The organism is Fictibacillus tiangongensis (assembly GCF_048083785.1).
GTDB lineage: Bacteria > Bacillota > Bacilli > Bacillales > Fictibacillaceae > Fictibacillus.
In genome coordinates this window covers 787162-801155 of the sequence record NZ_CP182294.1, presented here as the reverse complement: position 1 = coordinate 801155, position 13994 = coordinate 787162, and the positions used below count along the sequence as shown (strand labels likewise).

Here is a 13994-nt window from a genome sequence, read left to right as displayed (position 1 = left end):
TTTATTGTAGTAATCCTACTAAAAAAAAGTAAAGAAAAGTACGTTGACATAAATTTACTAATCTTGTATGTTATAAGTGTACTATACTCAGTAATACACACATATAGTGATATAAAGGTGGGATAACATGATATTGAATTTAGATCCCCGAAGCAATACACCGATATGGGAACAAGTCGTTCATCAGATCAAGGAATTGATCTTGCGAGAAATTTTGTTGCCAGAAGAAAAATTGCCTTCGGTACGCGAACTATCAGGAACATTACTGATCAATCCAAATACAGTGAGCAAGGCTTATCAAGAATTAGAGCGCCAAGGAATCATTGAGACCTTGAGAGGCAAAGGCACGTTCGTTTCCGCTTCTATCATACCTAAAGCAGATGATCAGAAGATTACGGAACTGAAACAACAGCTGAAACAGCTATTTATTGAAGCTTCCTATCTAGGTATCGATCACCAAACATTATCAAAGTGGTTGAAAAACTTTTCAGAAGAGCTTGGGGGTAAAGACAGTCATGCTGAGAGTGAATAATATTAGTAAAACGATAGAAGGATCTCAAGTGTTAGACCATGTGAACATTACACTTGAACCAGGTACAATCGCAGGTTTAGTCGGAAGAAACGGTGTTGGAAAGTCTACGCTGCTTCGCGTAATCGCTGGTATTTTAGATCCTGATGATGGGCAAGTGCTCTTTAATGATACAGATATTCATCAAAATCCTCAGGTTAAACAAAAGATCACGTATGTACCTGACTCGACTGAGATTTTAAAGAGCTATAGCGTTAAAGAGATCGTAAAGCTTTATGATGCGATTTATGAAGATTTTGATGTAGTGTATTTCTACTCTCTTCTGGACCGCTTTAAACTTCCTAAGAATAAAAAGATCAGAACATACTCCAAAGGAATGAAGGCGCTGTTCTTAATGATCCTTTCTTTTTCCACGAAATCGGATCTTATTATCTTAGATGAACCAACAAACGGACTGGACCCTATCGTGAAGAGAAATATTTTGCAATTTATTATTGAAGAAGTGAGCGAGCGACAGCTATGCGTTCTTATCTCTACTCATCATCTAGAGGAAGTGGAGAAGATGGCAGATGTACTCATCATGATAAAAGAAGGACGGATTGAATCCACAACTTCTATCGAGGATGCGAAAACATCATTCCGTAAAGTTCAGGTTGTTTACAAGCACTCTCTGCCTGAAAAGATTGAACAATTGAACAACGTAAATATCTTAAATCAAACAGGACGTGTCTATACGTTGATGATCAAAGGAAACATTGATGCAACCCTTGAGAAGTTGAATCAGGAGAACCCATTATTACTAGAAGAACTACCTATGACACTCGAAGATATTTTCATTTCAACACTTGGAGGTGAATCACATGTTTCATAAAGCATTGTGGATGAGGAACCAAAAACTAGGAAGCCCAGCCGTATGGGGGATCTATATTTCATTGTTCTTGTTTTTACCGTATTCTTTCTTTGGAAAAGCCCAAACCATGTTAACTCAAAAAAATGATCCTTATGCGGATGCACCTGAAAACTATTACATGAACTTTCATTTTACTGGTGCAGATATCGTAGTTTTCTTATTTTTGATCGTAGGATTAGCTGCTCTTCTAGTTGGCAGTGAAAGAACATCTCATGCGACTGACCTAACGTTTTCACTTCCCTTTAAGCGTAAAGATATTTTTCTTTCAAAGTGGATCTTTGGAGTGGGTCATATTACAACAGGTCTACTCGTTAACTTGCTATTATGTATGTTGATCGTCAAGTTTACTATTCTTTCAGAAGTAACAGATGCAACATTTCTTTTTGAATTCATGATGGTGGTTATTCCGTTCTCGATCGCTATTTTCTCTTTTAGTCTTTTTATTGGAACGATTGCAGGAAATTTAATTTCTCAACTAGTATTGAGTGGGATCTTTTTAATCTTTCCACTCGGTTTTATATCTCTTGTAGTTTCATTTTTAGAATATCATGGGATTTCTATCAATCATAATTCACCATCTACTGTATTATTTAACGATTTGATCAACAGTTTCACACTGCCAATCCCTATTATAGAATTTCGTTATTATATAGATCTCTCAGATAATTCATTTACTGATTTCTCACATATTCCTTATGTTATGTTATTCATTCCACTCGCTTATACGATTCTATCCGTAGTTTTTGGAACTTGGCTCTTTAGCAGGACTAAGAACGAGAACAACGGTAGATTACTTGTATTCGAAAAAGGAAGAGGATTCTTTACCTTTGGCGTTATATTGTGCTTTGCTCTAACGTTCGGAATGTTAGGTGGCGGTATATTTGGAGACTATGATTCAAGATCTTTAATAGGCTATTACTTATCCGCAGCAATAGGCGGCGTTTTAGCATACTTTATGTTGAAAAAATTGATTCATTTCCGTATGCAGTTTGGCAAATAAAGAGAAGAGCGGACAATATGTTCGCTCTTTTTTGTTTGCCTTATTTTTGTTTGGGCATCCTGATAACAGCACATATTAAATGAGGGATGACATGGAAGGAATCTTAATCACGATCTATAGAACAGTTCTAGGCTTTGCCTTTTTGTTAATGCTCATGAGGCTGCTCGGAAAAAAACAACTTGGCGAACTTACTTTTTTTAACTATGCAACAGGCATCGCGATGGGTAATATCATTGGAGACATGGTCGTTCATAAAGAGATCACGGTTTGGGAAAGTTTGGCGTCTCTGAGCTTCTGGGCGTTAGCCGTGTTCTGCATAGAATTTCTCAATCGCCATTCTCCCCTGCTCACAAAACTCACGAAGAGTCAGCCGACAATCGTTATAAAAAAAGGACAGATCATGCAAAAAGAACTTAAGCGGATGCAGATGTCGATGGATGATTTATTGATGCTTCTCAGGATCAGTGCGGTCTTCGATATTACGGAAGTAGAGTATGCGGTCATGGAGCCTAACGGACAACTCAGTGTTTTAAAAAAGCCACTTAAAGACTCTGTTACAAAAGAAGATCTCAACATTCCACCAGAAGCTCCTCAATATTTGCCCACTATGCTGATCTCGAACGGAGAGAAAATAGATCAGCCCTTTAAGGAATATAGCTTGTCAGACGAATGGTTGGGTCAGCAGTTAAAGAGTGCAGGCTATCAAGATGTTAAAGAGGTCTTCTTCGCACAGTTACTAGATGATGGCGAAGTTTTTTTTGTAAAAAAAGAGAAAAGCAGCTGACACGTGTATCAGCTGCTTTCCTTCGTTATTTACCTTTTTTCACTTCATGCAGAATATCAGGGAAGTTTGTGAAAATACCTGTTACACCCCAGTCGATCAGTTTCTGCATTTCTTCTTTTTCATTTACAGTATACGGATGGATCTCGAGGTCGTTCTGAACCGCTTTTTGTACATACTCGCGGTCGATCATATCACTGTTTGGCCCGATTCCCATCGCATATTGTTTGATGGATTGCACTTCTCTATCCGTTAACTCAGCAGGACTTGTATACTCTAAAAGCTGAACAAGTTTTACTGAAGGATCGATCTCGTTCATCTTTAATAGACTTTCAGAGCTGAATGATTGAACCAAGAGATTATCTTTATTAATCCCGTACTCATTTACTTCATCAAGAAGTTTTTGTTCCATACCCGGATAAACTTCAGGCGATTTTGTTTCAATATAATAGTTCGCATTCTTTCCAAACGTTTCAAATACTTCTTTTAATGTTGGCACTTGAAGCCCTTCGTATTTTTCTTTTGCTTGCTCTGGATATTTCTCATTAAACCAGCTTCCTGCATCAAGCTGTTTGATCTCTTCCAGTGTATAATCTTTTACTTGACCAGTGCCGTTCGTTGTACGGTCCAATGTCTCGTCATGCATAGCGATCAACTCGCCATCTTTCGTCATCTGAAGATCAACTTCAATGTAATCTCCATGCATTTTTTCACCCATCTTATAAGAAGTGATCGTGTGTTCTGGTGCATAACCAGAAGCTCCTCGATGCGCAACATTTAAGATGTCTTTATGTTTTTCTTTTGCATCAACCATTGAACTATCAGCCCCCATCAATGTAAGACTCAGTGCTAAAGCTCCTATACCCGTTTTTATTACTTTCTTCATCATGTTGCACTCTCCCTTTGTTGTAAGTGAACTACTTTGTCACTGTAACAAGGGAATGTGAACCTGCTTTTGCATTTCTGTAAATCATGTGTAAGTTTTTGTATACAAAAAAAGCTCGTCCGAAATGTTCGAACCAGCTTTTGTAAGTGTTATTATTTTTGTTCTAAGAATTTCTTGATCGCAAACGAGACACCACTCTCATCGTTTTCTTTCGTAACAAATGAGGCCATCTCTTTTACCTCATCAACAGCATTTCCCATCGCTACAGGAAAACCTGCTACTTCTAACATGGAAACATCATTATAGTTATCACCGATTGCCATCGTGTCTTTTAAAGAGATTCCTTTAAGTTCAGCATACCGTTGAACCGCCACACCTTTTTGTGCTTCACTGTTCGTGATCTCTAAGTTGTTATCAGCAGAAGCACTGACTGCTAGAGAATCAACACCTTTTAAATGCTGAAAAGCACGTTGAAGTTTTGCTGTATCACTTGAAAAGGCAAGGAATTTATAAACCTCGATTCCATTCTCACTCAAAAGTTTATCAAAATCTCCAACAACACTCACTAATCCTAAGCGGAAACGACGAAGAGCCGCTTTTTGAACGTCGTCATCTGTAGCCTCTGGATTGGAAGTTAATACGATATCTTTCATCACTTCGTATGCTTTTTCACGATCATCTGTAAATGTTCCTTTGCTCGTGTAGAGTTCATAATAAATATCTTCTTCGTCCAGAATTTTTTTGATATCCTCGTACTGCTCAAACGTTAACGGAATCGAAGAGAAGATCTCCCACCCTTCTGATCGAATCTCTGCGCCATTCACGCAAATAAGCGGCAGATGAAGATCTGCATCTTCTAGCGTGTGTTTGGCTTCATCATAAGAGCGACCTGTGGCGATCACAACATGATGGCCAGCGTTTACAGCTTCTTTAATGGTTTCACTGTTCTCTTTTGTGACTTTCAACTGTCTATTAACTAGAGTTCCATCCATATCAATTGCGATTAATTTCATCTAAATCATCCTTTATTGCTTAGTCCATTAGTAAGTGTACCCATATTTGAAAGATTGTTAATCATTATTTGAAGCTTATCAGGTAACAAAAAAAAGAGCTATAGATAGCTCTCCGATTTTACAAATGATTAATCTTTATAGATAAATGATTGTACAACATCCGTTACAGCATGGAAAATCTCAACGGCTTGAAAAGAGAGTACAGATAAAGCCGAAACGGAAAATAAACCAATCAGTACAAAACGAACGAAATGAGGCATCTTGTATCTCCTCCTTTTATTTGTGATTATACGCCCACCTTTTCAACAAATCAATTCATAAGGTGTAATATTTACAAAGTAAATTATGACAATATCCTACAAAAACGTATAACCATACAAAACGAAGATTGAAGATAGCACGACCACGATTACATTTAAGTTCAACCAAGCCGCGATAAATGCTGCTGCAGCGCCTATTCCCCCATATAGGTAATTTTCTGGATTGATGGTGAACACACCTGGAAAAATGAGAGCTCCTAATATAGCAAAAGGAACGTTCTTCAATATCCCCTGTATCCTTGGATGGAGATGGTTCGTATGAAAGAGAACGAGCGGCAACATCCTAGGAATATAGGTTACGATTCCCATCCCGACAATTACCCATATTAATTGTTCACTCATCCCTCTCATCCCCCTTCATAAAAAACTCGATTGAAACGGCAGCGATTAAAGTAGATAGAATGATTCCCCATCCACCATTTAAAGCGGGAACGAAAGAGAAGATCGAATTTAATACTGCTGCAGTCGCGGCAAGTGCAATTACCTTCTTGCTCTTTTTGGCAGCAGGTACGAGTAGTGCGATAAACATCGCATAAAGCGCGATCCCCATACTATCCTGCAGAGATTGCGGAAGTCCCGCTCCCATCACATAACCTACCCCTGAAAAGATTACCCAGCAGCTGTATGCAACGATTCCCAAACCAAGCAAATAGCTTCCCGTAATTTTTTTTTCGGGTGAGGTCGCAGCAACAGAAAAAGTCTCATCCGTAATAAAAAAAGCGTAGATCGCACGCAGCCATTTAGGGTCATCCTCAGCACGCTCCTTTAGAGAAGCACTCATAAGAAGATGCCTAATGTTCATAATGAAAGTGGTCAGGATTAGCTCTGCAGCACCACTCATTGCCACAATCATCGATAAGGCGATGTATTGCGAAGCACCCGCAAACACGATAACACTCATGCCTATCGTTTCAAAAAGACTTAACTCTGCAGCCTTAGCGAGCAGACCAAATGTAAATGCAACTGGCATATAACCAATAGCGATCGGCAAACCAGCTTGAACACCTTTCTTCCAGTATGCAGGTGTTTCTTCTCTATGTACGGCAGGGCTTGGCATCATCTTTTTTCATCTCCGTTTTTTAAGATGTGGAAGCTATTCAATTGTAAGGGGTCTGTCCCCGGGACAGACCCCTTATCATTATTTCTGTCCTGTGATCGTGCGTAGAATAAGGTCTACACTATCAGAAGCTTTAAATGTGTCCATGTTTTTCTTCATCTGCTCTTGATCAGCTTTCAGATCTTTTAAAGAAGTGATCAATGTTACTTTCGTAAGTTCTTCTTCATAAAGAACGTGGCAATAACCCTGTTTTTCAAAGGATTGCGCATTAAGGATCTGATCTCCTCTGCTCGCCGCTCTTGAAAGCGGGATAAGCAGCATCGGTATCTTAAGCGTCAGCCACTCAAAGATGCTATTCGATCCAGCACGAGAAATCACAAAGTCTGTTGCTGCAACTACATCTGGAAGTTCACTTTGAATATACTCGAACTGTCTGTAGCCTTCTGTATCTTTTAAACTTTCGTCTACGTTTCCTTTTCCGCAGATGTGTACGATCTGATAAGAACGTAACAATTCAGGCAGTGCTTCACGAAGAGCTTCATTGATCTTACGCGCACCTAAGCTTCCGCCCATGATTGTGAGTACAGGGAGATGGCTTCGGAAGCCTAAGAAAGACAAACCTTTTTCTCTAGTACCTTGAAGCAGTTCCTCGCGAATTGGTGAACCGGTCACAATGGCTTGCCCTGCTGCAAAATGTTTCTTTGCTTCATCGAACGTTACAAAAATCTTAGAAGCAAACTTAGATGAGATTTTGTTAGCCAGACCTGGCGTAATATCTGATTCATGGATATAAACAGGAATGTTACGCATCCATGCTGCGATAACCACAGGTACAGCCACGAAGCCTCCTTTTGAGAAAACAGCATCTGGCTTTAATTTTCCAAGCTTAAAATAAGCCTGTGCAACACCAGCTGCCACTTTAAAAGGATCTTTTATATTTTTTAAGTCAAAATAACGACGCAATTTCCCGCTAGATATTCCATGATAAGGCACGTTCGTTCCATCTTGAATCAAACTTTTTTCGATACCATCAACAGAACCGATGTAATTCAAGTCCCATCCCATCTTCTCCAATTTAGGTATTAAGGCAAGATGCGGTGTTACGTGTCCAGCTGAACCACCGCCAGTTAAAACTAACTTCTTCAAACAGCATTCCTCACTTCTTTTATATCCGCCGTGCTTTCTATAGCGGATGTTATCTTATCGCCATTTTAATATATGTAGCCCAAAAAAGAAAATGGCATGTGAGTGATAATTGTTTGTAAATTCTGATTGAATATCACAATTTGAAAGTTTTTGCTTGAGGAGATTCCTCTTATAGCTAAATTAACAGCATTTTAAGTGATCGAAAGAAGTTCCTAATGATACCAGCAGGGGTATAAGCACAGCGAATTCTAGAAATTCAGGAATTAATCCTAGAAATTCTGGACTTATTCCAGCGAGTTTGAACGATAATCCGGCGAGTTTTGATTATATATCGGCGAGAAGACATAACTCGACAAACTCCTGACTCCATATACCCTTAACCCCAACAAAAAAACGGCCTACAAGACCGTTTTTTCACATCATCATAACACTCATACAGAGCTTTTCTCTTTTTTACGAGCTGGCGGTACATGAATCGCTTTTCCGCTCGCGCTCTCAATTGCTTCAAGCCATGCTTCGTTCAATGCTGGATGTGCATAGGCCGGGTAAGCTAGATCCTCTTCACGCGCAACCATCTCAAGTGCGAATGTTCCGGCTTGAATCATTTCGACAGCGCCAGCTCCCATCATATGAATGCCAAGAACCACATCACTCTTCGCATCCATCACTATCTTGGACAATCCTTCTTTTTGACCAAGGATGGAAGCAAACCCATTGCCGCTCATTGAAAATTGCCCCGTCTTCACTTCATAGCCTTCTGCTAAAGCTTGCTCTTCTGAGAGACCAACGGAAGCAATCGGAGGATTCGTGTGCATCACATAAGGAACAAGACTTAAATTGAACGCTGACTGCATTCCTGCCATATGTTCAGCTGCCGTCTTTCCTTGCTTGATTGCTTTTGACGCTAACTTCATCCCAATCGTGCAGTCACCTGCTGCGTAAATGTTAGAAACAGAACTTTGGCTATGCTCGTTTACGATAATAAAGCCGCTCTGGTCTCTTTCGATCGAGATCGCTTCAAGTCCAAGACCCTCCACATTTGGTGAATATCCAGCCGCAAACAACACATGAGAAGTCTCAACAGAAACTTTTTCATCACCGTCTTTTTTCAACGATACGGTTACTGAATCAGCCATCTCTTCAGCACTTTCCCATAGATGATGCTTAAATACTTTTATCTTGTTTTTCTTTAGTACACGCTGCAATTCTTTTTCAATGCTAGCGTCAAGACCAAAACCATTACGGGGCATGGCTAACGTAACATCACTCCCGAGCTGTCTATAAGCCATGGCTGCTTCAAGCGCAAAGTAATCGTCTCCATAGATGAATAGACTTTCAGGAAGCTGACTCAACTCCCATAACGTATGGGGGGTCATGACTCTATTCGATAGCTTTGCCTGTTCTGGCAATAATGGTGAACTTCCTGTCGCGATGAGCGCGTGCTCAAATTCATACATCTCAAAATGATGACCAGAGTCGATACCTATTCTTTCACCGGACATAAAAGATGCTGTACCTGTTAAATGCTCAATTTTGTTTGCTTTTATCAGGGCTTCTACTCCCTTTTGAAGTCCAGCTATAACCGAAGAATAGTAGTTTGAGAATGTATCATATTCAAAACTTGCTTCTGAAACTGAAATCCCCATGGTTTTAAACTGAGAAAGGCTTGAAAAGTTAGAAGCAGACTGTGTAAGGCTCTTTGAAGGAATACATCCTTTATGAAGGCATACGCCGCCTAACTTTTCTTTTTCAATAAGCGTAACTTCCATTCCAAGCTGTGCCGCACGAATCGCGGCATGGTATCCGCCAGGTCCGCCTCCGATAATAACCAGTTGTCGTTTTGTTGCAAAATCACCTACAACCATCTATATCAGCTCCAGTGTCATGAAGTAAGGATTCTCGATGAGTTCTTTTACGCGGTTCGTAAACATGACAGCCGTTGCGCCGTCTGCTACTCGGTGGTCAAACGACATGGATACGTTCATCATAGAACGAATCACGATCTCATCTCCGATCACAACAGGCGTTTTCTTTGTTTTATGAAAAGCCATCAGCGCTACTTCAGGATGATTGATGATCGGCGTAGCCGCGATCGAGCCGAGCGGACCAACGTTTGAAATCGTAAACGTGCTTCCTGTTAGATCAGAACCTTTCAGTTTGTTCGTCTTAGCACGTGTGATCTTGTCTTTCATGTCAACCGCGATGTCTCTTACATTTCGTTGCTCCACATGAGAGATAACCGGTACGATCAAGCCTTCATCAGAGTCTGTAGCGATTCCAATATTCACGTTTTTCTCAAGTCGAATAACTTCTTTTTCTTCATCCAGCTTTGCGTTAAAAATCGGGAAATCTTTTAATGCGATCTGAATCGCTTTTACGAAAAACGCTGCAACTGACACGTTCATGCCACGCTTGTTATCTGGATCCATCGCTTTTAGCTGTTTCTTCAGATCCATAACAGCTGTTACATCGATCTCTTCAAAATGCGTAACGTGCGGAATCGTCGCAAGAGAATGAACCATTTTCTTCGCGATCTGCTTCCTGCGTCCTTTAAATGGAATCTCTTGCGGGTCATTTGTTGAAAACACTTTATTCGGAGCAGTCGCTTTTTCTTCAACAGAACCAAGTGGTGTTTCCTCTGTTTCTGTTGCTGAAGGCTGGTCAATAAAGTTATAAACATCTTGATCTGTCACACGTCCACCAGGTCCTGTACCCTTGATCTGTTCGATATCCACACCGTTTTCACGTGCGATTCTTCTCGTATAAGGAGCAGCTAGAACACGCTTGTTCAGTGTTGCGATGCCACCCGAAAAGGCAGTGTGACTTGGTGTTTTAACGATTTTTTCAACGACCGGCTGATCTTTGTTTTCTGGAGCGTCTTCCGCTTTTAGGGAAGACGGCGCAACAGCATCAATCGTTAAGATGACAGAACCTACAGTCACTACATCTCCCTCTTTTACCTTGATGTCTTTAATCGTTCCGGCTGCTGGTGAAGGAAGTTCCGCCGTTACTTTATCTGTTTGAACCTCTACTAAAGGCTGATCAACTTTAACGGAGTCTCCGGCTTTTACGAAAAAGTGTATAACTTCTCCTTCATGCATTCCTTCACCGATATCATGCAATTTAACTTCTACCACTCACACTCACCTCCTAAAATTGCGTTACTTTTTCAATAGCATGAACAACACGATCCGCACTTGGCAAATAGTGATCTTCTAGTGCAAACATTGGAACCGGAGTATCAAAACCTGTTACTCGTTCGATCGGCGCTTTCATATAAAGGAAAGATGTATCATTGATCAATGACATGATCGTTTCTCCCAGTCCACCTGTTCCCGGTGCTTCATGAACAATGACGGCACGACCCGTTTTTTGTACACTTTCAGCGATCATTTCTTTATCTAACGGATATAGTGTACGAAGGTCGATCACGTCACACTTGATCCCTTTGTCTTCTGCAGTCTTTGCGGCTTTCATAACAACTTCGATCATCGCGCCATAAGCAAATATTGTTACATCGCTTCCTTCTTGAAGACGAGCAGCTTTTCCAAGTGGAACATTATACTTTCCTTCTGGAACATCCATCTTCGTACTTCTGTAACAGCGCATCGGCTCTAGGAAAAGAACAGGATCAGGATCTTCAATCGCTGAAACAAGCATTCCTTTTGCATCATACGGATTAGATGGAACAACAACCTTCATTCCTGGCATCCCCGTAAATAAAGCTTCAACAGAATCAGAATGGATTTCAGGAGCGCGCACGCCTGCTCCAAATGGTGCCCGAATGACCATTGGCACTGTAAAATGTCCAAGTGTTCTCGCACGGATTCGAGACGCATGAGTCATGATCTGATTAAAAGCAGGATAGATGAAACCAAGAAACTGCATCTCAGCGATCGGCTTGAAGCCGTTCATCGCAAGCCCGATCGATGTACCGATAATGCCAGATTCAGCAAGCGGTGTATCAATGACTCGATTCTCTCCAAATTCAGCAACTAGACCATCTGTTGCACGAAACACTCCGCCGTTCTGTCCAACATCTTCACCAAGCACGATTACGTTCTCGTGCTCTTTCATCATCACTCTCATACCGTCTGTTACAGCTTGAACCATCGTTAATTTTTTCGTATCTACTGCCGTTGTCATTAGCGATCACCTCTTGAATGAGCGTATGCTTCTTTTTGACTTTCGATCGGCCACGGGTTTTCCGCAAACACATGATCAAACACATCGTTATAATGCGGTGCTTGTATTTCTTCCATTTCTTTAACTGCTGCTTCGATCTCGAGCGTTAGTGATTCTTGGAGGTCAGCCGCCCACTTCTCATCCCACATGTTTTCGTTCTTCATAAATCGCTCTAGTCTAAGAATCGGATCCGTCGTCTCACGGCGATTCACAGACTCTTCTTGATTTCTGTATTTGGAAGGATCATCAGCTGTTGTATGTGCACCATAACGCCACGTTACAGCTTCAATCAACGTTGGCCCCTCCCCTTTTCTGGCACGCTCGACCGCTGTACGCGTGTGGAAATACACAGCGAACACATCATTACCGTCTAAACGAACGCCTTCCATCTCGTACGCTACTGCTTTTTGAGCGATCGTTTTACTTTTCATCTGCTTTTCGATCGGTACTGAAATGGCAAACCCATTGTTTTGATTAAAGAAAACAACAGGAGCGTTAAACACGCTAGCAAAGTTTAAGCCTTCGTGAAAATCACCTTCTGATGTTGCTCCGTCTCCAAAGTAAACGATAGAAGCACGGTCTGTACCTTTTAACTTTTCAGCCCAAGCGGCTCCTGTCGCATGAAGAAGCTGTGATGCAATCGGAACGGCTGGAGGAAAAATGTTCTTTCCTTGCGGAGGGATACATCCTTCTTGGCGGCCTTTCCAATATAGAAAAAGCGTTTTTAGCGAATGACCAAATGTCATCGTTGCCGCGTGATCTCGATAAGTAGGGAACATCCAATCGCCTTCACCCATTGCCATCGCGCTTCCAATCTGTGACGCTTCTTGCCCTTCGAAAGGAACGTACGTACCGATTCGTCCTTGACGCTGCAGATTTACCCCTTTACGGTCAAAAAGCCTCGAACGAAGCATCTTCGTGTAAAGTTCTTTCGTTAGTTCCTCTGTGATCTCACCGCGGTATGTTTCGTCATTCCACTCACCGTTCTCATTAATGATCTGCATCTTTGGAAATAACTTTTCCATGGATAAATTCCCTCCTTAGTTTCGAACTTGCCATTTGGGTCTTCGGTTGTGAGCGAAAAAGCTGTTTCGTTTCGAACGAGCTGCAAGTTTTTCCTCGCAGAAAAGATTTGCTGCTTCCATCGTCGATATCTGGTTCTTCGTGCTCTCACTATAGATCTGTATCAGACTGTCATAGATCGCTCTCGTTTTCGTTAAGACACGAGCTTTGTTCGGTCCATAAAGCTCATCAGCTACCTGAATGAGCCCTCCTGCGTTCACAATATAATCCGGACCATATAGGATTCCCTTTTGTTGCAGGTAAAGCCCATGTTTATCTTCTAAAAGCTGATTGTTCGCACTTCCAACTATCGCTTTAACTTTCAACTGTTCGATCGTCTCGTCGTGAATGATTCCTCCTAGTGCACATGGTATGAAGATGTCAGCGTCCACCCCGTAGATGTCGCTTCCCTCAACCACCTCCACATTTCCAGGCAGAAGTTCTGCTCGTTCTTGAATCATCTTTAACGCTTTTTCGTTAATATCCGTTACATAGATCTGTGCACCGGCAGCGAGCAGTTGCTCTGCGACCTTAAACCCTACTTTTCCTAATCCTTGTATCGAGTAGGACCTACCTGCAAGTTCATCTGTTCCTTCGAGAGTCTGAATCGTAGCTTGAAGGCCATAGATAACTCCTTGTGCTGTTGGAACAGAGGAGTCGCCGCTGCCGCCATATTCCTCGGGTACCCCGACGATACAATTCGTTTCTTTTAACGCGTGAACAAAATCATCAGGCGTCGTACCCATATCCGTTCCTGTATAAAAGCGACCGTTTAAAGAATCTACAAACTGTCCGAATGCTCGAAACAACTCTGGTGTACGATCTGTCGTGGGGTCTCCGATAATGACCGATTTACCCCCACCGAAGTCAACATCTGCACCTGCACATTTGTATGTCATACCTTTTGAGAGTCTCAGAACGTCCTCAAGCGCCTCATCCACCGAACCGTATGGTCTCATTCTGCATCCGCCGAGTGCTGGGCCAAGTGTAGTGTTATGTATAGCGATAATTGCTTTGAGACCTGTTGATGGATCGTTACAAAAAACAACTTGCTCATGCTGTGATATTTTTTCGAACATGTGTAAATCCCCCTAGTGTGTCTCTC

At 41.5% G+C, this 13994-nt stretch carries 15 protein-coding genes; 4 read left to right on the top strand and 11 right to left on the bottom strand.

Going from position 1 to position 13994, the window contains the following annotated elements; genetic code table 11:
- Positions 1–127: 127 nt before the first annotated feature.
- The 4 genes from ACNJYY_RS04460 (at position 128) to ACNJYY_RS04445 (ending at position 3223) form a co-directional block, all read left to right on the top strand.
- Positions 128–532, top strand: a complete 405-nt coding sequence (locus ACNJYY_RS04460) for a GntR family transcriptional regulator (RefSeq protein WP_416730717.1) — start codon at positions 128–130, stop codon at positions 530–532.
- Complete coding sequence (locus ACNJYY_RS04455) at positions 516–1400, top strand: ATP-binding cassette domain-containing protein (RefSeq protein WP_416730716.1); 885 nt, start codon at positions 516–518, stop codon at positions 1398–1400. Before ACNJYY_RS04460 ends, ACNJYY_RS04455 begins: the two co-directional genes overlap by 17 nt.
- A complete protein-coding gene (locus ACNJYY_RS04450) occupies positions 1390–2439 on the top strand; it encodes an ABC transporter permease subunit (protein ID WP_416730715.1) in 1050 nt (349 codons plus the stop codon). The genes ACNJYY_RS04455 and ACNJYY_RS04450 overlap by 11 nt, the downstream gene beginning before the upstream one ends.
- 91 nt (positions 2440–2530) lie before the next feature.
- Complete coding sequence (locus ACNJYY_RS04445) at positions 2531–3223, top strand: YetF domain-containing protein (RefSeq protein WP_416730714.1); 693 nt, start codon at positions 2531–2533, stop codon at positions 3221–3223.
- A 25-nt stretch (positions 3224–3248) separates the two neighbouring features.
- Here the strand turns inward: ACNJYY_RS04445 and ACNJYY_RS04440 are convergent, their stop codons facing one another.
- From ACNJYY_RS04440 to ACNJYY_RS04390, 11 genes are all read right to left on the bottom strand, one after another.
- A complete protein-coding gene (locus ACNJYY_RS04440; protein ID WP_416731801.1) occupies positions 3249–4052 on the bottom strand; it encodes a glycerophosphodiester phosphodiesterase in 804 nt (267 codons plus the stop codon).
- Between the two features lie 206 nt (positions 4053–4258).
- Positions 4259–5119: a Cof-type HAD-IIB family hydrolase gene (locus ACNJYY_RS04435; protein ID WP_416730713.1), complete on the bottom strand. Its 861-nt coding sequence runs from the start codon at positions 5117–5119 to the stop codon at positions 4259–4261.
- Between the two features lie 128 nt (positions 5120–5247).
- Positions 5248–5379: a hypothetical protein gene (locus ACNJYY_RS04430; protein ID WP_263600344.1), complete on the bottom strand. Its 132-nt coding sequence runs from the start codon at positions 5377–5379 to the stop codon at positions 5248–5250.
- A gap of 96 nt (positions 5380–5475) precedes the next feature.
- Positions 5476–5781, bottom strand: a complete 306-nt coding sequence (locus tag ACNJYY_RS04425) for an AzlD domain-containing protein (protein ID WP_066391480.1) — start codon at positions 5779–5781, stop codon at positions 5476–5478.
- Positions 5774–6499: an AzlC family ABC transporter permease gene (locus tag ACNJYY_RS04420; protein ID WP_416730712.1), complete on the bottom strand. Its 726-nt coding sequence runs from the start codon at positions 6497–6499 to the stop codon at positions 5774–5776. The genes ACNJYY_RS04425 and ACNJYY_RS04420 overlap by 8 nt, the downstream gene beginning before the upstream one ends.
- 78 nt (positions 6500–6577) lie before the next feature.
- Positions 6578–7642 (bottom strand): undecaprenyldiphospho-muramoylpentapeptide beta-N-acetylglucosaminyltransferase, encoded by a 1065-nt coding sequence (locus tag ACNJYY_RS04415; RefSeq protein ID WP_416730711.1) that lies wholly within the window; start codon positions 7640–7642, stop codon positions 6578–6580.
- Positions 7643–8073: 431 nt separating this feature from the next.
- Positions 8074–9507: a dihydrolipoyl dehydrogenase gene (gene lpdA / locus ACNJYY_RS04410; RefSeq protein ID WP_416730710.1), complete on the bottom strand. Its 1434-nt coding sequence runs from the start codon at positions 9505–9507 to the stop codon at positions 8074–8076.
- Positions 9508–10779: a dihydrolipoamide acetyltransferase family protein gene (locus ACNJYY_RS04405; protein WP_416730709.1), complete on the bottom strand. Its 1272-nt coding sequence runs from the start codon at positions 10777–10779 to the stop codon at positions 9508–9510.
- A gap of 13 nt (positions 10780–10792) precedes the next feature.
- Positions 10793–11788: an alpha-ketoacid dehydrogenase subunit beta gene (locus ACNJYY_RS04400; protein WP_416730708.1), complete on the bottom strand. Its 996-nt coding sequence runs from the start codon at positions 11786–11788 to the stop codon at positions 10793–10795.
- Entirely contained in the window at positions 11788–12852 is a 1065-nt protein-coding gene (gene pdhA, locus ACNJYY_RS04395) for a pyruvate dehydrogenase (acetyl-transferring) E1 component subunit alpha (RefSeq protein ID WP_416730707.1), read from the bottom strand. The genes ACNJYY_RS04400 and pdhA overlap by 1 nt, the downstream gene beginning before the upstream one ends.
- A 15-nt stretch (positions 12853–12867) precedes the next feature.
- Positions 12868–13968, bottom strand: coding sequence for a Leu/Phe/Val dehydrogenase (locus ACNJYY_RS04390; RefSeq protein ID WP_416730706.1), 1101 nt, complete (start codon positions 13966–13968; stop codon positions 12868–12870).
- Positions 13969–13994: the final 26 nt, after the last annotated feature.